Source organism: Nonomuraea sp. NPDC049758 (assembly GCF_040674635.1).
Lineage (GTDB): Bacteria > Actinomycetota > Actinomycetes > Streptosporangiales > Streptosporangiaceae > Nonomuraea.
This window is the reverse complement of the sequence record NZ_JBFAMZ010000009.1, coordinates 246743-265952: the sequence shown is the minus strand read 5'-3', so window position 1 is coordinate 265952 and position 19210 is coordinate 246743. Positions and strand designations below refer to the sequence as shown.

Genomic DNA, 19210 nt, shown 5'->3' with positions numbered 1-19210 from the left:
CCGGCAGGACGAGGAGGGCGCAACGGCCTTTCCGCCCGTCCGCTCACATCCATCGGGAACGGTTCGATTTCACCTCTGGTGCACCACGCGTATTCAGCGTACGTTACTCAGCACTCAGTATTCAGAGTGTGACATGTTACAGATCCAAGAGGTCACCGTGAAGAACCACACAATCGCCGCCGGGCTGCTGGCCACCGGACTTCTCGCCGCCGGATGCGCCACCGGCGGAACCGGCACGGCCAAGGGGCCCGCTCCCTCGATCGCCGCCTCCACTCCCGCGGAGTTGTCCGGTGAGGTCAAGGTGTGGTCGTTCGACGTGGGTGCGACCGCCCTGAAGCGTCTGGCGCCCGAGTTCACCAAGCTGCACCCCAAGGTGAAGATCGACGTGACGGACGTCGGCTACGACAACATCTACGAGAAGGTCACGGTCGGCATGCAGTCGGGCACCGGCCTGCCCGACGTCGTGCACCTTGAGGACGAGCGGGTCCCCGGCTACGCCAAGAACTTCCCCAACGGGCTGGCCGACCTCGGGCCGGTCGCCGGCAAGCTGAAGGCCGACTTCGACCCGGCCAAGTGGCAGACGGCCTCCGGCGAGGGCGGCAAGCTGTTCGCGCTGCCGTGGGACTCCGCGCCCGTCGGCCTGTTCTACCGGCGCGACTACTTCGAGCAGGCCGGCATCAAGGCCGACGACATCCAGACCTGGGACGACCTGATCAGGGCCGGCGAGACGCTGAAGGCCAAGACCGGCAAGAAGCTCATGGTCTCCGACCTGGGCAACAGTGAGCCGCTGTTCACCACCCTGTTGCAGCAGCAGAAGCAGGGCAGGTTCGTGGACGGCAAGGTCGCGGTCAACACCCCGGCCGCCGTCAAGGCGCTGACCCTGATCAAGACGATGAACGACAAGGGCCTGCTCCAGAACGAGCAGGGCTGGGACGGCCGGGTCACCGCGACCAAGGAGGGCAAGGCGGCCGTCGCGCCCACCGCCGTCTGGTGGACGGGCACGCTGGTGTCGGAGATGCCGGAGCTCAAGGGCAAGTTCGGCGTGATCCCGCTGCCCGCGTTCGAGCCGGGCGGGGTGCGCACCTCGGCCAACGGCGGGTCCATGCTGGCGGTCACCGGCCAGACGAAGAACCAGCAGGCGGCGTGGGCGTTCGTCGAGTTCGTCACGGCGAACAAGGACAGCCAGCTGTCGATGATGAAGCAGGAGTCGCTCTTCCCGGCCTACCTGCCCGCGCTGGCCGACCCGTACTTCTCCGAGCCGGTCGAGTACTTCGACGGGCAGCCGGTCAACAAGATCTTCGCCGACCAGGTGCGCGCCATCCCGGCCGTGGAGTCCACCGACGACGACGCCGAGGCCAGTGAGCTGCTGAAGAAGCTGCTGCAGCGCGCGGTGGTGGGCGGCAAGGACCCCAAGGCCGTGCTGGACGAGGCAGCCGAGCAGATCGCGTCCGCCACGAAGCGGGAGATCGGATGATCGTTCGGCGCCGCCTGGTCCCCTGGATCTTCGCGGGGCCCGCCGCCGCGCTGTTGGCGCTCTTCTTCGCCTACCCGCTCGGGGCCAGCCTCTGGCAGAGCCTCCAGCGGACCGAGGACGGCGTGACCGAATGGGCCGGCCTGGAGAACTACCAGCGCCTCCTGCACGACGACAGGTTCCTGCAGTCTCTGGTCAACGTCGGGCTGATCCTGGTCGTGCAGGTCCCGATCATGATCGGGCTGGCGCTGGCGCTGGCGTACGTGCTCAACCAGTCGTGGCTGCGGTTCCGCGCCACGCTGCGGATCGCGTACTTCCTGCCCGCCGTGACGACGCTGGTCGCCTACGCGGTGGTCTTCCGGGTGCTGCTGCGCACCGACGGAGGCATGGTCAACCAGCTGCTCGGCGCCGAGATCGCCTGGCTGGACGACCCGGCCTGGGCGCGGGTGGCGCTGATCGCGTCCATCACCTGGCGGTGGACGGGCTACAACATGATCATCCTGCTGGCCGGCCTGCAGGCGATCGGCAAGGAGCAGTACGAGGCCGCCTCGATCGACGGGGCCGGGCCGCTGCGGTCGTTCGTCAGCGTGATCGTGCCGCAGCTCAAGCCGGTGATCCTGTTCTGCTCGATCACCTCCACGATCGGCACGCTCCAGCTGTTCGACGAGAACAAGCTGCTCACCGACGGCGGCCCCGACGACGCGACCACCTCGCCGATCCTGCTGCTCTACCAGGTCGGCTTCAAGCAGTTCGACTTCGGTTACGCCGCGGCGATGGCCTGGGTGGTGGTGCTGCTCATCGGGGTGCTCTCCTACGCCCAGTTCAAGTGGTTCGGGAAGGAGAAGTCATGAAACGCCTGCTGCTCTGGCTGCTCATGGCGGCCGGCGCGGTGGTCAGCGTCGCGCCGTTCTACTGGATGTTCGTCGCCTCCACGCACGACACGTCGGAGCTGTTCCGCAGCCCGCCCCCGTTCCTGCCCGGCGACGACCTGCTGGACAACCTGCGGTCGCTGGAGGAGACGATCGGCTTCTCCCGCGTGGTGCTCAACAGCCTCGGCACGGCCCTCGTCTACACCGCGCTGTCCGTGCTGGTCAGCGCCATGGGCGGGTACGGCCTGGCCAAGTACCGCTTCCGCGGGCGCGGCCTGCTGCTCGCGGTGATCCTGGCGACGATGATGATCCCGTTCCAGGTGCTGCTGGTGCCGCTGTTCCAGATGATGGCCAGCATCGGCTGGGTCGACTCCTACGAGTCGATCGTCATCCCGTTCCTGGCCAACTCGTTCGGCATCTTCCTCATGCGCCAGGCCTTCCTCGACTTCCCCGACCAGCTCATCGAGAGCGGACGCCTGGACGGCGCCGGAGACCTGCGGATCTTCTACCGGATCGTGCTGCCCGTGGTCCGGCCGCAGCTCGGCGCGCTGGTCATCTTCACGTTCATGAGCCAGTGGAACTCCTTCATCTGGCCCCTGCTCATGCTCACCAGCGAGGAGAAGTACGTGCTGCCGGTCGCGCTCAGCCACCTCACCGGGCTGACCCGCGTCGACTACTCGGGCCTGATGCTGGGCGCGCTGCTGGCCACGCTGCCGCTGATGCTCATCTTCTTCGTCTTCCAGAAGCAGTTCGTCTCCGGGCTGCTCGGCGGAGCGGTGAAGGGGTGAGGCCGCGGCCCCGCCGCTGACGTCGGCCTGCCGGAGTGCCCGCGCTCCGGCAGGCCGGCCGCCGGGAACGACCCGTTATGACGTAACTCACCCTCCTCGACGTCACATCTCGGCCGCCGATCCCGTCTTGAAGGCGAAGGCGAAACGAGGAGGGTCCGATGCGCTCATCGGTGCGGAAACGTCAGTCGTCGGGGCTCGGTCATTGGTCGTTCATGTTCGCCGAGGTGGCGATCTGGTCCTTCGCCGTCCTGGTGGTGACCGGGCTGTTCCTCATGGTGTTCTTCGACCCGGACATGTCCCCGGTGCTCTACCACGGCGTGTACACGCCGCTGAGCGGCGTCCCGGTCAGCAGGGCGTTCGACTCGACCATGCGGCTGAGCCTGGAGGTGCGCGGCGGGCTCTTCGTCCGGCAGATGCACCACTGGTCGGCGCTGGTGTTCGTGGCGGCGGTCGCCATGCAGTTGCTGCGCATGTTCGTGACCGGCGCGTTCCGGCGGCCGCGCGTGCCGCAGTGGCTGATCTGGGTGACGCTGCTGCCGCTCGGGATGGCCGCGGGGGAGACCGGCAACATCCTGCCCGACGACATGCTCTCCGGCGGCAGCCTGTGGCTGATCCAGTCGGTGCTGCTGTCGATCCCCGTCGTGGGGTCGTACGGCGCGCAGCTGCTCTTCGGCGCCGGGTTCCCCGGCGACAGCATCATCCCCACCATGTACTGGACGCACGTGCTGGTGATCCCGGCGGCCATGGTCGCGCTGCTGGCCGCCCGTGAATGGCTGGTGCGGCGGCACGGGCATTCGCGGTTCGCCGCGCCGGTCCCGGTCCGGGCGGGCGTGCGGCCGTTGATGGCGGGCACGACGATCGGCGTCCTGGTCATCCTCGGCCTGGCCTTCCAGATCGCCCCCATCTGGTTGTACGGCCCGGCCGGGCCCGGCCAGATCTCGGCCGGCTCGGTCCCCGACTGGTACATGGGCTTCCTCGACGGCGCTCTGCGGATCATGCCGGGCTGGGAGCTGACGATCGGGGGGTACACGCTCAGCCTCGCGGTCCTGGTGCCCACGTTGGTGGTCCCCGGCGCGTTCTTCACCGTCCTGGCCGGCTACCCGCTGGGCGAGCGCATCGTCCTGCGGCGACCCGGCCGGCGCGACGCGCTCGGCCGGCCCAAGAGCAGGAGCCGCCTGGCCGCCGAGGCGACCGGGCCGGCCGTGCTGGACCGGCCGCGCGAGGCGCCCGTGCGAACCGCCGTCGCCGCCGCCGGGGTCGCCTTCTACGGGCTGCTGTGGGCCGCCGCGGCCAACGACCAGCTCGCCCACCAGTTCCACCTCTCGGTGGAGGCCGTGACGATCTTCTTCAGGTACGCCGTCCTGCTCGGCCCGGTCGTCGCCTTCTGGCTGACCCACCGGCTCTGCCTCGGCCTGCGACTCCAGGACCGGCACGACGTGGAGCACGGGCCGGAGAGCGGCGTGATCGTCCGGAGCGCGCAGGGCGGCTTCCACGAACGCCCGATGCCCGTGGAGCCCGGGCGGCAGCACGCGGTCACCGGGCCGCGCGACTGACCGCGGGCCGGGCCGCTTGACCTTGACACTGTGACAAGGTCTTCACTGGTCGCCGAGGAGGTGGTCCCGATGACCAGACAGGAACAGGACCCGGACCCGAGCGGCGCCGTCGGAGGGCTGGCGGCCGGCGACCCGTCCGTACGGCTGCGGGCGGCCCTGGCGGTGGGCACGACGCCTGACCCGCGCCTCGTCGGCGCGCTCGTCGAGCGCTGCGCGGTCGAGCCGGAGTTCCACGTGCGCGACATGCTCACCTGGGCGCTCACCCGCCATCCGGCGGAGCTGACGGTCCCGAGGCTGCTCGGCGAGCTGCGTTCGGAACGCGCGCAGGCCCGCAGCCAGGCGCTGCACACGCTGTCCAAGATCGGCGACCGGCGGGCGTGGCCGGCGATCACCCGCGAGCTGCTGACCGACGCCGACGACGAGGTGGCGCGGAGCGCCTGGCGGACCGCGGTGCTGCTGGCACCCGAAGAGGAGAAGCACGGACTGGCCGAAGTATTGTCGACACAGCTCGGGCGCGGCCGACGGGAGACCCAGCTGAGCCTCAGCCGGGCGCTGGTCGCGCTCGGCGAGGTGATCGAGCCGGTGCTGCGGGCCGCGATGGCCGACCCGGATCCCGGCGTGCGCACGCACGCCGGGGCCACGAAACGGCTGCTGCGCGACCCGGAGGCCGGATTCGAGTTCGCGATCGAGGAGGCGAAGCGCGTCGTGGCCCTCGGCGCCGGCGGCCAGGAGGGATGATGGGCTGTGCTGATCGGCGACGTCGCGCGACGGTCCGGGGTGAGCGCCCGCATGCTGCGCCACTACGACGCGCTCGGGCTGGTGCGCCCGACGGGCCGCAGCCACGCCGGCTATCGCGAGTACTCCGGCGAGGACATCCGGCGGATCTTCCACATCGAGAGCCTGCGGTCGCTGGGCCTGTCGCTGCGTGACGTCGGCCGGGCGCTCGACGATCCCGGCTTCACGCCGTCCGGGCTCGTCGAGGACCTCATCCGGCGCACCCGGGAGCGCATCGCGGCCGAGACGGAGCTGCTCACGCGCCTGCGCCGGATCGACGCCGCCGGCCCCGCCGGCTGGGACGACGTGCTCCAGGTCGTCTCCCTCCTGCAGGCGCTCGGCTCGAAGAACGCCGGCCGACGCCAGAGCGCGGCGCTGTCCTCGGCCGCCGAGGTCCCGGTGGAGGCGCTGGTCGAGGCGGCACTGGGCGAGAGCGATCCGCATGTCGCCGGAGCCCTGCGATGGGCTCTGGCGCAGTCGGGCGAGGGCGCCGCCGCGCTGCTGGCGCAGGGCCTGCACGCACCGGCGGCCGAGGTGCGCAAGCGCGCGGTCCAGTCGATCGCCGAGCTCCCGGACGCCGCGGCGACCGCCCTGCTCCGGGACGCCCTGACCAGCCCCGACGTCGTGGTCCGCCGCTACGCGGCCCTGGCGCTCGGGGCCCGCGGCGTGGACGAGGCCATCCCCACGCTCATCGACATGGTCGTCGAGGGGACGAACGACGTCGACGCGGCCGACGCCCTGAGCGCGCTGGCGGGCCGCCCCGGCGCGGCGGACCCGATCGCCGCCGGACTCGTGGACCGCCTCGCCCGGCGTGGCGCCGAGCCGTCCGCGCGCCGGCGGCTGACGCAGGCGCTCGCCGACATCCCGGGAGCCGCCGCGTCACGCGCCCTCGCCGACCTGGCGCAGGACGACGACCGCGCCGTCGCGCTCACCGCGACCTACATCCTGGGGCTCCGCGACACGCGATGAGCGCTCGGCCCCGTTCGGGGAGCGGGTCAGCCGGCCGGAGTCCGGCGCTGCGCCGCCGCGGCGGCCTGGCCGACCCCCTGCCTGATGCGGCTCTCCACCCGCGCGACCGCGCCCGTGCCGGCCGCCATGCTGGCCCCGGTGACCTGGGCCTGGCCGGTGACGAAGATGCCGTTGTTCAGGATGGTCGTCTGGCGGTCGCGCAGGTCGCTCACGTCGACGTTGTGCTCCTCCAGGAAGTCGGCGACGGTGTCCATGATGCGCTGCTCGGCGGCCTTGACGTACATCTCCTTGTCGAGCTGCTGGAAGTAGCGGTGGTAGAGGTGGTCGGTGGCGTGCTCGCGGGGGTTGTAGGCCGCGCCGTAGTTGAAGGTGTGACCGCGGATGGCCTTGATGCTCGCCTTCTGCTGCCGCCTGCGCCTTCTCGGCTCCGAGAGCGCGGCGAGGGTGTTGGGCAGGGCCAGCACCAGCCCCGCGGCGGTGCGCCGCAGGGCCGACAGCGCGATGCGGGCCATCCGCTCCGAGGGCGCGCAGTTGACCAGCCGGTCGACGTCGCGGTAGGCCTCCCGCAGCGGCGGCAGCAGCGAGTAGCCGGCCTCGGTGAACATCATGCCCTTCTCGGCGAGCAGCACGAACCGCAGGAAGATCGAGATCACCACCTCGCCCTCCCAGCCTGTCACGCTCACCGTGAGGTAGGGGCGGGCCCGCGTGCGCGGGTTGTCGCGCAGCTGGTGGATGAACCGCTCGCTCACCGTCGGCACGGGCGGCAGGAGGGCGTCGGGCAGCACGGCGGCCTGGAGCTCGGGGTCGGTCTCGTAACGCAGGTCGAGGCCGTTGACGAAGAGCTTGTCGCCGACGGTGAGACCGGGCAGGCCGAGGGCGGCGATCTCGGCGGCCACCCGGTCGTAGAGCTCGCCGACCGCGAAGGGCACGACCGTCTCGCCGGGCCGGGCCTTGGCGACGTTCATGGTGAACGACCAGTTGTTGATCCTGCTGCCGTAGCCGACGAAAGGGGAGTAGTCGGCGAACACCGTGACGTTCCCGGCGCCGCGGTCGGCGATGTCGACCAGATGGTCGCGCAGCGCGGGAGAGCTGGGCAGCGGCGCCTCGGCCGGGTCGAAGGAGTCGCGGGTGAGCCTGGTCAGGATGACCGACTCGTGGGCGTCGTAGAGCTCGGCGAAGACGACGAGCCAGGCCAGGAAGATCGGGAGCAGGACGAGCGGGCTGGACAGCAGGGCCAGGGTGGCCACGGCGAGCACGGCCAGCACGGCGTCGCGCACATGCTGGCGTCTTCGGGCCATCAGGCCGTACTTGAGCATCGTGGCCAGGTCGACGCCGGGGGACTGGGCGACGGCCCGGAAGCGGTCATGAAGAATCGAGCGAATGGTGGAATTACGCACTTTCGCGTCGAGCATCATGGCGATGCAGAGATATCGGGTGACTTCCGTCGCGGCCGGGCGATCGCCCTGGAAATGGCGGCCACAATTAGCGCATACCAGGGAATCGGGCGAATTGGGGCTGTCGCAGTGACCGCAGTTCATCAGCTCAGTCCTCTGGTTGGGGCTTCGTGGAGCCTGACGTCACCCCGACTTTAACGAGCGCGCGTCCGGCGTCGCCACGCAAAAAGAATTCGCCCTGAGGACATTATTCGCCAAACAGAATAAACAACAATGCCGGCCTCAGATCTCCTTGAGGAAGACGATCGCGTCCGCCTGGTGGACGGTGGCGGGATCGAGGGCCAGGTACGTGTGGTCCACCGGGACGCGGGGCGCCGGCCCGCGGTCGAGCGCCCCGGCCAGGCGGCGCGGATCGACGACGGCGCGGGCGTCGCACGCGTCCGACAACATGCCTTCGAGGGTGTCGGGGGCCGGGACATCGGCACCGCGGGAGCCGAACATCGAGGCGGCGAAGGCGTACCGGTCGCCGAGGCACGCGGCGAGCACCGCCCCCGCGCTCCACCACCGCAGCTCCTCGCCCGCGAACCGCAACCGGCTCTCGTCGCGCTGCAGGTGACGGTTGTGGGCGAAGACGAGGGTGGGGCCCCGGCGCTCCTCGCGCCGGACGATCGCGTCGAGGTTGCCGGCCATCATCGCGTCGCGCAGGCTCATGAGCGCGCCGAGGCGGGCGGGCGAGGGATCGGCCATGCCGGCGTGGTAGCGCAGCAGCCCGGTGGCGGCGCGGGCGTGCAGGCCGGCGCGCCACCGGTCGTCGCCGGACGTGACGGCCGCCAGGTGCGGGGCGTGCGCGGTGAGCAGCACGCCGAGGTCGTCGGCGATCAGGCGCAGCTCCCTTACCTCCGGCGCGGCGCCGATCGAGCGGGCCGGGTCCGTGAGGGCGGCCGGGTCGGTCCAGCGCTCGTCGGGGCCGAGCAGCGCGTCGAGCCTTTCGCGGGTCAGGGGCAGGTCGAGGTGGGGGGCCAGGTAGTCGTACAGGGCGGTCAGGGCAGGGCGCGGGGCGGCCGGGCCGGTGATCTCCACCGGAGCGTCGAAGCCGTCGAAGCGCAGCCGGTCGCGCGGCGCGGACCGCTCGTTGCGGGCCCGCATCCAGCGCAGGAGCTCGCGGTTGGCGGGCGAGGCGCCGAACCCGTGGCTGAAGCCACGGCTCATCGCCTCGTCGAGGGTGACGTCGCCGCCGGTCACGTACGCGTCGGCGGTCAGGCCGGCCAGGCAGTCGCTCTCGATGACGATCGACCGGTAGCCCTCGTGCTCGACGAGGTGACGGAAGAGCTCGTTGCGCAGCTCCAGGAAGGCTTCGACGCCATGCGTGGGCTCGCCCAGGCCCAGCACGCGGACGCCGGGGGGCAGCAGCGCGGTGAGGGCGCCGCCGGTGAACGCCTGGGCGGCGGCCCGGATCGAGGTCATCATGCCTTCAACCGTATCGTTGAACTTCTCGTGTAAACTTCTGGCCGATCCCCCAGCGGGCAGGAGGGCATACCTTCAACATGCGGCCCATCGATCTGGCGCGCGCGCACGGCCTGTCCACGCAGGCGGTGCGCAACTACGAGGAGGCGGAGATCCTGCCGCCGTCCCAGCGTTCCGCGCACGGCTACCGCGTCTACACCCCGCGCCATGCGACGGCGCTGCGGACGTTCCTGGCGCTGGTCCCCGCCCACGGGCACGCGACCGCGACCGCGATCATGCGGGCCGTGAACGGCGGCGGCCTGGCGGCGGCGCTGCGCCTGATCGACGAGGGCCACGCCCAGCTCGCCGAGGACCGCGGCACGCTGGAGGCCGTCGAACGCGCGCTGCGCGACCTGGCGCCGCCGCGCGAGCCGGAGCCGGGCGTGACGTTCATCGGCCCGCTGGCCCGCCGGCTGCGCATCAAGCCGGCGACGTTGCGCAAGTGGGAGCGGGCCGGGCTGACCGTGCCCCGGCGCGACCCGCGTACCGGCTACCGGGTCTACACCGCCGCCGACGTCCGCGACGTGCTGCTGGCCCACCAGTTGCGGCGCGGCGGCTACGGGCTGGAGCAGATCCGGCAGGTGCTGGACCAGGTGCGCGCGGCCGGCGGCATGGAACCCCTGCAGGCGACGCTGCGCGACTGGCACGACCGGCTCACGGCCAGGGGCCTGGCCATGCTCACCGCCGCCGGCGCGCTGGACGCCTACCTGCGCGAGGGGAACTTTGCGACCGGAGAGGGCATCTAACACGCCGTGGAAGCGTCGAACGCCGGAGAACCGCAGCGTATAGGGCAATACTGGCTGGCCGGACGGCTGGGGTCCGGGGGCCAGGGGGTGGTGTACGACGCCTACGACCCCGAAGGCCGCCGGGTCGCGCTCAAGGTCCTGCACATGGCCGACAGCCAGGTGAGCCGTGAGCGGTTCGCCAAGGAGGCGGCCGCGGCCGGGCGGGTGGCGTCGTTCTGCACGGCGCGGGTGCTCGACTGCGACCTGTCGGGCAGCAGGCCGTACATCGTCAGCGAGTACGTGCCGGGCCCCAGCCTGCGCCGGGCGGTCGAGCAGGGGCGCCGGTTCGCCGGGGACGACCTGCACCGGCTGGCCACGGCGATCGCCACCGCCCTGACCGCCGTGCACGACGCGGGCGTGATCCACCGGGACCTGAAGCCGGACAACGTGCTGCTCGGCACCGACGGCCCGCGCGTGATCGACTTCGGGGTCGCGCGCACCCTGGACATGTCGCTGACCAGGACCGGCGAGGTGGCCGGCACGCCCACGTACATGGCGCCCGAGGTGTTCACCGGGCAGCGGGCGGGCGCGCCCGCCGACGTGTTCGCCTGGGGCGCGATCATCGTGTTCGCCGCCACGGGCGAGGACCCGTTCCGCGCCGACAACCTCGGCGGGGTCATGCACCGGGTGTTGTCGAGTCAGCCCGACCTGAGCGGGCTGCCGCCCCGGCTGGCCTCGCTGGTGTCGGCCACGCTGGAGAAGGATCCGGCGGCCCGTCCCACCGCCCGCGACCTGCTGCTCGCCCTGGTCAGCGGCAACAGCGCCGACACCCGCGGGCTGCTGACGGCGGGCAGCCGCGCCGCCAGGGGCGTGCACGTGCCCGAGCAGGGCGACCCGGCGCTCGGCACGATCGCCGAGGACGCCTACGGCGCGCTCGCGCCCGAGGAGCGCGAGCTGGCCGCCGAGGTGTTCCTGCGCCTGGTGACGGTCACCGAGGACGGGCACGAGACCGTGCGCTGGGCGTTGAAGGAGGACCTGCTCGCCGGACGCTCCGAGGGGGAGACGCGGGCGATCGAGCACATCCTCCAGGTGTTCTCCTACCTGGTGACGCAGAAGAACGAGGCGGTGGCGCTGTCGCGTCCCGCGCTGCTGCGGGCCTGGCCGCGGCTGCGCGTCTGGGTGGACGGCGACCGCGACGGGCTCGCCGTGCTCGGCCAGCTGAGCGACGCCGCCCGCCAGTGGGCCGGCAACGGCCGCAAGGACGGCGACCTGCTCCAGGGCAGCCGCCTCGACCAGGCGCTGACCTGGGCCGCCACCGGCCGCAGGCACATCACGCTGACCCCGCTCGAACGTGACTTCCTGGCCGCGGGCACCGGCCTGGCCAGGCGGCGCGTGCGCCGCCGGCGGCTGACCACGGCCGCGCTGGCCGGGCTGCTGGTGGTGGCGCTGGCCGCGGGCGGCCTCGCCGTGCTGCGCGGCAGGCAGGTGACCGAGCAGAGCAGCCTGGCGGGCCGGCAGCGCGACCAGGCGGTCGGGCGGCAGGCCGCCGCCGAGGCCGACCGGCTGCGGACGAGCGACCCGGTCACGGCGATGCTGCTCAGCGTGGCGGGCTGGCGGCTGGCGCCCACTCCCGGCACCCGGCGGAGCCTGACGACCTCGCTGACGATGCCGGAGAGCGCCGTCTTCCGCGACCCCGGCGCCAAGGGCGTCTCGGCGTCGGCGTCGGCGGCCGGCGGGCGCGTCCGGGCCATCGCCGGCGAGGACGGCGTGCGCGTCTACGACGTGCCCTCCGGGCGGCAGACCGCGTTCTGGCGGTGGCCGCGCGGCCTGGACGCACTGCCGTCGGCGGCGGCGCTCAGCCCGAGCGGGCGCACGCTGGTGGTGGTCAGCAGGGACACGGTCTACGCCTGGGACGCCAGGACGGGCGCCAAGCTGCGCGAGCACCGCGTCGGCGAGGGCGGCGTGCAGGTCGCCTTCGACGGCAACGAGAACCTGGCCGCGGTGATGCGCGACAGCACCCTGGACTTCCTGTGGGACACCAGGACCGGCGCCTCCTACACCCCGAAGCTGGAGGCGGGCGTCGCTCCGGCGATCGCGCCCTCCGGCGCCTACATCGCGGGCGTCGGGCCCAACCAGGGCGGCCTCAAGGTGATCCGCCTGCCGAGTCTCACCGTGGACACCCGCCTGCCGAAGGCGTGCGGGCCGGTGGTGGCGTTCACGCCGGACAGCAGGCGGCTGCTGTGCGCGAACGGCGACATCGCGGCCTTCGACCTGGCCACCGCCAGGAAGGTGCCCGACGCCGACCGGCCCTTCTGGCAGGAGTCGGCCCTGGACGACACGCTGGCCGGACGGCTGCGGCTGAGCCCCGACGGCCGCCGGATGCTGGCCGTCGAGGGCCGCACCCTGCACCTGCTCGACGCCGCCGACGGCGACGAGCTGGCCCTCTACCAGGCCGAGGGCGAGCCCGAGGACGTCTGGCTGGAGGCCGACGGCCACACCGTCCGCTACGTGCTCGACAACTCGACCGTCACCGCCGACCTGACCTCCCGCCTCCCCTCCACCCGGCTGCCCCAGGGCTACGAGCTGGACGCCTTCAGCCAGGACGGCCGCCTGGCCGCCGCCACCAAGGACTCAGGGCCGGTCCGCGTGTGGGACGGCGGCCGGCTCGGCGTCCCGATGGCCGGCAGCGCGGGCGTCAGCGGGCAGTTGTTCGACCCGGCGGGCGCCCGGCTGTCCGCCGAGGGCGCGGACTCCTCGGCCGGCCTCTGGGACGTCGCCACCGGCCGCCGGTTGTGGCGCCACGCCGTGCCGCGCACGCAGTTCGTGCTGTCGAAGACGTTCACCCCCGACGGCCGCCGCCTGGTGCTGTCGCTCAAGGAGCTCAGCCAGCGGGACGCCCGCAACGAGCTGGTCGTCCTCGACGCCGGCACCGGCCGGACGCTCGCCCGCCACCCCCTGGCCACGGCCACCGAGACCATCGTGTCCACCCGCGACGGCACGGGCGTGGTGACCGCCACCGGCAAGGTCTACGACCTGCGCACCGGCAAGGCCGTCGGCCCCGGCTTCAACCGGTCGGGCCTGGCGATCGCGCTCAGCCCCACCGCGCAGGTGCTCGCCCTCGGCTCGGCCACGGTCGAGCTGTGGGACGTCGCCACCGGCCGCGAACTGCCGCCCGCGCTGCGCGTGGCCGCCCGGGCGCAGGTCGAGACCGTGCTGTTCAGCCACGACGGCTCGCTGCTCGCGCTGATCGGCAGGTCCATCGGGGAGACGTTCGACGACGTGTACACCGTCCAGGTCTGGGACGTCGGCTCGCGGGAGCGGATCGGCTCCTTCCCCATCGGCATCCTCGACCGGCTGGCCTTCAGCCCCGACGACCAGACCCTGTACGTCTCCGGCAACACCTCAGGGACGATCATCCGGATCCCGGTGGGCGCCGAGTCCGTGGCCCGCCTGGTGTGCGAGCGCGCGGGCCGCACGATGAGCCCGCAGGAGTGGCGGCGGCACCTGAAGGACGTGCCCTACCGGGACGTCTGCCCGGGCGCGCGGCGCGGACGGTCGTGACGCGCGCCGGTCGTCAGATCGCGGGCAGGCCCCGGTCGCCGTTCAGCACGCCGCCGCGCAGGCCGTCCAGGGCCGTGACGCGCGGCGGCACGCGCAGCGTCAGCATGGCGACGTCGTCGTCGTTGTCCTCGGGCCGGACGCGTGCCAGCAGCATGTCGCCGAGCGCGTTCAGCGGCCGGTGGGTGTGGGAGGCGGCGTACCGGCTCAGGCGGGCCAGCCCCTCGTCCAGGGAATGCCTCGGGGACTCGATCAGCCCGTCGGTGTAGAGCACGAGGGTGGACCCCGGCGGCAGCTCCACGACGGCGTCGGCGCGCTCCCCGCGGATGCCGGTGCCCAGCAGCAGGCCCTGCCCCTCCTCCAGGAAGCGGGTACGGCCGTCGCGCTCGACCAGCAGCGGCGGCGGATGGCCCGCGTTGCTCCAGCGCAGCAGCCAGCGGCCGTCGTCGGTGTGCTCCAGCCGGGCCAGGACGACGGTGGCCATGGTGGCCTGCGCCATGCGCACCACCGCGCGGTCGAGCCGGTCGAGGATGGCGCTGGGCAGGTCCTGCTCGGCGCCGGCGTAGGCGCGCAGCATGTTGCAGACCTGGGCCATCCCGGCGGCGGCCTCCAGGTCGTGGCCGACCACGTCGCCGATCACCAGGGCGGTGGCGCCGTCGGGCATGGTGAAGGCGTCGTACCAGTCGCCGCCGACCTGCGAGGCGCGGGGGGCGGGCACGTAGAGGGCGCTCATCTCCAGGCCGGGCACCGACGGCAGGCGCGGCAGCAGGTGGCGCTGCATGGTCTCGGCGACCCGGCGCTGCCGCTCGTACAGGCGGGCGTTGTCCAGGGCGAGCCCGGCGCGCCGGGCGATGTCCTCCACCAGCAGCAGGTCGGCGGTGGTGAACGCGCCGGGCCGCTCGGCGCGGCCGAGCGTCAGCGCCCCGACCACCTCGCGCACGCCGCGGATGGGCGCGATGCCCGCCGAGTGCATGCCGGTCCTGCGGAACAGCTCCTGCTGGAAGACCGCGATGCCGGAGTCGGGCGCGCCCTGGTAGGTCTCCGGCCCGGCCAGCGTCGCGGTGACCCCGCGCAACGCCCGCGACAGCGGCATCGGCGACTCCTCGGGGACCGCGGGCATCGGCCCCTCCAGGTCCGCGTGGTGCACCAGGACGCCGTCCTCGTGGTGGACGACGGCGGCGCGGCTCACGCCGCCGTGCTCGGTGAGCAGGTCCACCACCACCCAGTCCGCCAGCAGCGGCACCACCAGGCGGACGAGCTGGCGCAGCGTCTCGTCCACGTCGAGGCTGGCGGTGAGCGTCGTGGTGGTCTCGGCCAGCAGGGCCAGCCGGTCGAGCTCGGACATCGACGTCTCGTGCGCCGGCTCGGGGACCTGCGCGCCGGGCTCGTCGGCGTCGTGGAAGAGCACCAGCGCCCCGGTCCTGCCGTCGGCCAGCAGGCAGGGCGTGACCAGCCAGGAGGCCGGCAGCAGGGAGCCGTCGCCGCGCGCCAGCCATTCCCGCTCGCCCTGGGAGGTGCCGCCGGTGATGAGCGGGCGTCGCATCGCGCACCGGCTGCGCGGCAGCGTCTCGCCGCGCGGGCCGCGGTGGAGCAGGTCGTGGGCGTCGCCGCCGAGCAGTTCGGCGGCGGGGCGGCGGAGCAGCGCCTCGGTGCGCGGGGCGACCTCGACGATCCGGCCCCGGTCGTCCACGACGTACCCGCCGGCGTGGGTCAGGTCGCACAGCCCGCGGGGACGTCCGTCCTGCGGCCGGTGCGGCCCGCCGTCGTGCTCGGGCACGTTCATGGTGTCGGCTCCTCTCGTCCCCACCTCCTACCCGCCGACCCGTCCGTCACCAGGGACGCCCGCGGTCCTGACAGTATGGCCGAGCTTATGGGGATGTATTCAGTCGCCGAGGATCCGGGTGCGGTCGCCGGCCCCGTCGGAGAGGAACGACGCCAGGGCACCTCCCTCCTCGCCGACGGCGGCGCGCTCGGCCGGGGACAGGCCGCGCAGCGGCGTGACGAGCACGGTGTCGTCCTCGACGGTCCAGGTGGCCGAGACGCGGCCGTCCACCAGGACCACCCGGGCGCCGGCGACCGACAGGCCGCGGTGTTCGCGGTCGATGATCCGCTCGCGGTCGTCGTAGCCGAGTATCGCGTTGTCGAACGCCGGCAGGAACCGCACGGGGGCGGGCGTGCCGGGGTCGGGGCGCGGGGCGCCGGGCAGGTCCAGCAGCTCGCGGCCGCGTTCGTCCCGGAAGGCGACCAGCTCGTCGCGTACCGCCGCCACGGCCTTGGGCAGGCCCGCCAGGCCGGACCAGGCGCGCAGGTCGGCCGTGGCGGCGGGGCCGTACGCCGCCAGGTAACGCCGTACGAGAGCCTGCCCCACGGGATCGGAGCCGTCGGCGGACGGCGGGTCCACCTCCCGCCCCAGCCAGGACGACAACGGCAGGTTGCGCACGCCCGCCCGCGCCCGCCACAGCCCGCGCGGCGGGAGCTGCGCCATCGGGACCAGCGCGGCGACCAGCATCTCGCCCAGCGCCCGCGGCCCCGGCCCGGGCCAGCGATCGGCCACCGCCCGCGCGAGCTGCGACATCGAGCGCGGCTCGCCGTCGGCCAGCACCGCCCGTCCGGCCGCCGCGAGCTCGTCGAGGTCCACCCCGGCCAGCTCGCGGCGGTAGACGCCGAGCACCCGCTGGCGCAGCATCGCGTCGTGCCGGGACCGCCAGGTCAGGACGTCGGCGGCGGTGACCAGGTGGACGGTGCGCCGCATCAGGTGGGTCCGGACCACGTCCCGGCCGGTCAGCAGGTCCGACAGCGCGGCCGGGTCGAAGGCGCGCAGCCGTGACCAGAGCCCGGCGAAGGGCTCCTGCGGCTCCTGCGCCTGCAGGCCGCACAGGTGCCCGACGGCGTCGAGGACCGGCAGGCCGGCGCGGTCGAGCAGCAACTGGCGGGCGAGCGTGGCGCGGTTGAGCGCCCTGGTGCTCAGAACGGTCATCTTCTCTTCTCGCGCTCAGCTGTTTCCTCGCGTCCAGGACGCGCCGTGACGGTCATGTGCTTTTCCCGCGCTCAGGACGCGCCGTGCTCGACGATCCAGCTCACCCCGAACCGGTCGCGCACCATGCCGTGCAGCGGCACCCACTGCGCGGGCCCGAGCGGCCGCACGACGGTCGCGCCCGCGCCCAGCCCCTCCCAGTACGCGGTGGCCTCCTCGGCCGTGCCCGCCCCGAGCGAGACGAAGAACGCGTTCTCGCCCTGGTCCCAGGGCAGGTGGGCGGGCACGTCGTAGGCCATCAGGCGGAAGCCGCCGGACGCGGCCACCTGGCCCCACATCACCCGGCCGGCGTCGGCGGGGTCCTGGACGTTCCCGGCGTCCGCGTAGGTCACGGTGGTGACGTCCCCGCCGAACACTGACCGGTAGAAAGCGAGCGCAGCGGCGGCCTCGCCCCGGAAGTTCAGCTGAATCACGACATTTATAGACATGACAGGCTCCTCGCCGCTTCCGTTCATGGTCGCCGGGAGCCGTCCGGCTCCCGGTTGCGATGCCCATGCTGGCGGAGGAAGCGGTCAGGTTGTGGCCTCTTCTTGCGGCACCATGGGAGACATGCAGAAGACCTCAGCACGCCTGCTGGCCCTGCTCTCGCTGCTCCAGACGCGCCGCGACTGGCCGGGAGCGCTGCTCGCAGAGCGGCTGGAGGTCAGCCCGCGCACCGTGCGCCGCGACGTCGACCGTCTGCGCGACCTGGGCTACCCCATCGCGGCGATCAAGGGCCCTGACGGCGGCTACCGGCTCGACGCGGGCAGCGAGCTGCCGCCGTTGCTGTTCGACGACGAGCAGGCCGTCGCCCTGGCCATCGCGCTCCAGATCGCCGCCACCGCCGGGGCGGGCATCGAGGAGGCCGCGGCGCGGGCGCTCACCACCGTCCGGCAGGTCATGCCCGCACGGCTGCGCCACCGGATCGACACCCTCCAGGTGACCGCCGTCGAACGGGCGGGCGCACGGCCCGAGCCGCAGGTCGCCGGCGGGGTGCTCGTCGCCCTCAGCACCGCCGTCCATGCCCGTGAGGCGTTGCGCTTCGACTACCCGTCGGAGGCGGACGACGGCGCGCTCCCGCCGCCCCGGCGGGTGGAGCCCCACCACCTCGTCACCTGGGGCGGCCGCTGGTATCTCGTCGCGTGGGACCTCGACCGCGCGGACTGGCGCACCTTCCGCGCCGACCGCATCCGGCCGCGCACGCCCACCGGGCCGCGCTTCATCCCGCGCGAGCTGCCCGGCGGCGGGGTGGCCGCCTTCGTCACCGCGCGCTTCCGGGGCTCGGACGAGGCGGGCGACTGGCCCTGCCGCGGCGAGGTGATCCTCGCGCTGCCCGCGGCGGTCGTGTCCCGTTACGTCCGGGACGGGCTCGTCGAGGAGGCGGGGCCGGACCGCTGCCGGATCGTCATGGGGTCGTGGTCGTGGCTGGGGCTGGCGGCCGCGCTCGGCAGGTTCGACGCCGACATCGAGGTCATCGGCCCCGCCGAGCTCAAGGACGCCTTCGCCCAGCTGGCCCGCCGCTACACCGCCGCCGCCTCCTGACCCGGCTCACTTCTCCGGGAGGCGGGCGACGTCGGAGACCGGGCCGAGATGGGCGAGCTTGTCCGGGTTGACCACCGAGTGGATCGCCTGGATCACGCCGTCGGCGACGTCCAGCTCGACCACGCCCGCCACGCGTCCCTCGGCGTCGTACATGACCGCGCCGGGGCGGCCGTTGACCCAGGCCGTCCGTACCGTGACGCCGAGCGCGCGGACCCGGCGCAGCCCCGCGACCAACATCTTGACGACGCGGGGCGCCCCGGCCGCCGGTCTGGCCATCGCCTGGGCCTTGCCGCCGCCGTCCCCGTGCAGGACCACGTCGGGCGCGAGCATGCCGAGCAGCGCGTCCAGGTCGCCGCCGCCGGCCGCGTCGAAGAACCTGCGGGCCAGCTCCTCGCCCGCCGCCCGCCGCGCCTGGGGCGGCGCGCCGTCGCGGGACCGCCGGCCGGCGGCGACGCGCTGCCTGGCGCGGGCCAGGATCTGCCGGCAGTTCACCTCGGTCTTGCCGGTGATCCGCGCGACGTCCTGGTAGCCGTACCCGAACACCTCGCGCAGCATGAGCACCGCCCGTTCCACCGGCGACAGCGACTCCAGCAGCACGAGGAACGCCATCGACAACGAGTCGGCCAGCTCGGCGTGCTCGGCCGGTCCCGGCTCGCCGGGGTGCGCCACGACCGGCTCGGGCAGCCATTCGCCCACGTACGTCTCCCGTCGCACCCGCGCCGAGCGCAGGTGGTCGATGCCCAGCCGCGTCACCGCGGTCGTCAGGTACGCCTTCGGCTCGGTGATCACGGTGCCCGCGTTGCGCGCCCTGGTCAGACCGAGGAACGCGTCCTGCACGATGTCCTCGGCGTCGCCCACGGAACCGGTCATCCCGTAGGCGATGGAGAACAGCAGCGGCCGGTAACCGGTCACGTCCGGCTCCTCCGCCAGGGGGCCGGTCGCGTCGGCCCCTGTACCGCGGCTCATCAGCTCGGCCTTCCCGTCCGGAGGTGCTTGCGTACGACGCCCAGCAGGGTAGCCGTGCGGCTGGACCTCCTCCCGACCAGGGAGG

Annotated in this window: 15 protein-coding genes; 9 read left to right on the top strand and 6 right to left on the bottom strand. The window is 73.2% G+C overall.

The window, feature by feature from the left end; all coding sequences use genetic code 11:
* Positions 1-157 precede the first annotated feature (157 nt).
* The 6 genes from AB0J46_RS25180 (at position 158) to AB0J46_RS25155 (ending at position 6424) form a co-directional block, all read left to right on the top strand.
* A complete protein-coding gene (locus AB0J46_RS25180) occupies positions 158-1474 on the top strand; it encodes a sugar ABC transporter substrate-binding protein (RefSeq protein WP_364335944.1) in 1317 nt (438 codons plus the stop codon).
* The gene (locus AB0J46_RS25175; protein ID WP_364335942.1) at positions 1471-2322 is read left to right on the top strand and encodes a sugar ABC transporter permease; all 852 of its coding nucleotides are present in this window, start codon (positions 1471-1473) and stop codon (positions 2320-2322) included. Before AB0J46_RS25180 ends, AB0J46_RS25175 begins: the two co-directional genes overlap by 4 nt.
* Positions 2319-3128, top strand: a complete 810-nt coding sequence (locus tag AB0J46_RS25170; protein ID WP_352356636.1) for a carbohydrate ABC transporter permease — start codon at positions 2319-2321, stop codon at positions 3126-3128. The genes AB0J46_RS25175 and AB0J46_RS25170 overlap by 4 nt, the downstream gene beginning before the upstream one ends.
* Positions 3129-3286: 158 nt before the next feature.
* Positions 3287-4681, top strand: coding sequence for a cytochrome b N-terminal domain-containing protein (locus tag AB0J46_RS25165; RefSeq protein WP_364335940.1), 1395 nt, complete (start codon positions 3287-3289; stop codon positions 4679-4681).
* 69 nt (positions 4682-4750) lie between these two features.
* On the top strand, positions 4751-5419 hold the full coding sequence (locus AB0J46_RS25160; RefSeq protein ID WP_364335938.1) for a HEAT repeat domain-containing protein: 669 nt from the start codon (positions 4751-4753) through the stop codon (positions 5417-5419).
* Positions 5420-5425: 6 nt separating this feature from the next.
* Positions 5426-6424 (top strand): HEAT repeat domain-containing protein, encoded by a 999-nt coding sequence (locus AB0J46_RS25155; protein ID WP_364335936.1) that lies wholly within the window; start codon positions 5426-5428, stop codon positions 6422-6424.
* Positions 6425-6450: 26 nt separating this feature from the next.
* Here the strand turns inward: AB0J46_RS25155 and AB0J46_RS25150 are convergent, their stop codons facing one another.
* Together AB0J46_RS25150 and AB0J46_RS25145 are read right to left on the bottom strand one after the other, a co-directional pair.
* On the bottom strand, positions 6451-7821 hold the full coding sequence (locus tag AB0J46_RS25150) for a hypothetical protein (RefSeq protein WP_364335935.1): 1371 nt from the start codon (positions 7819-7821) through the stop codon (positions 6451-6453).
* A gap of 279 nt (positions 7822-8100) precedes the next feature.
* A complete protein-coding gene (locus tag AB0J46_RS25145) occupies positions 8101-9285 on the bottom strand; it encodes an erythromycin esterase family protein (protein ID WP_364335933.1) in 1185 nt (394 codons plus the stop codon).
* A 77-nt stretch (positions 9286-9362) separates the two neighbouring features.
* Here AB0J46_RS25145 and AB0J46_RS25140 point away from each other — a divergent pair, with 77 nt between their 5' ends.
* Positions 9363-10067, top strand: a complete 705-nt coding sequence (locus AB0J46_RS25140; protein WP_364335931.1) for a TioE family transcriptional regulator — start codon at positions 9363-9365, stop codon at positions 10065-10067.
* A 6-nt stretch (positions 10068-10073) separates the two neighbouring features.
* On the top strand, positions 10074-13607 hold the full coding sequence (locus AB0J46_RS25135; protein ID WP_364335929.1) for a serine/threonine-protein kinase: 3534 nt from the start codon (positions 10074-10076) through the stop codon (positions 13605-13607).
* A gap of 13 nt (positions 13608-13620) precedes the next feature.
* On the opposite strand, the gene AB0J46_RS25130 is transcribed toward AB0J46_RS25135, so the two are convergent.
* From AB0J46_RS25130 to AB0J46_RS25120, 3 genes are all read right to left on the bottom strand, one after another.
* Positions 13621-15387, bottom strand: coding sequence for a SpoIIE family protein phosphatase (locus AB0J46_RS25130; RefSeq protein WP_364335927.1), 1767 nt, complete (start codon positions 15385-15387; stop codon positions 13621-13623).
* A gap of 99 nt (positions 15388-15486) precedes the next feature.
* Positions 15487-16581, bottom strand: a complete 1095-nt coding sequence (locus tag AB0J46_RS25125) for a winged helix DNA-binding domain-containing protein (RefSeq protein WP_364335925.1) — start codon at positions 16579-16581, stop codon at positions 15487-15489.
* Between the two features lie 71 nt (positions 16582-16652).
* Entirely contained in the window at positions 16653-17066 is a 414-nt protein-coding gene (locus tag AB0J46_RS25120) for a VOC family protein (protein WP_364335923.1), read from the bottom strand.
* A gap of 121 nt (positions 17067-17187) precedes the next feature.
* Here AB0J46_RS25120 and AB0J46_RS25115 point away from each other — a divergent pair, with 121 nt between their 5' ends.
* Positions 17188-18159, top strand: coding sequence for a WYL domain-containing protein (locus AB0J46_RS25115; protein WP_364335921.1), 972 nt, complete (start codon positions 17188-17190; stop codon positions 18157-18159).
* A gap of 6 nt (positions 18160-18165) precedes the next feature.
* Here the strand turns inward: AB0J46_RS25115 and AB0J46_RS25110 are convergent, their stop codons facing one another.
* Positions 18166-19125 (bottom strand): RNA polymerase sigma-70 factor, encoded by a 960-nt coding sequence (locus tag AB0J46_RS25110; RefSeq protein WP_364335919.1) that lies wholly within the window; start codon positions 19123-19125, stop codon positions 18166-18168.
* Positions 19126-19210: the final 85 nt, after the last annotated feature.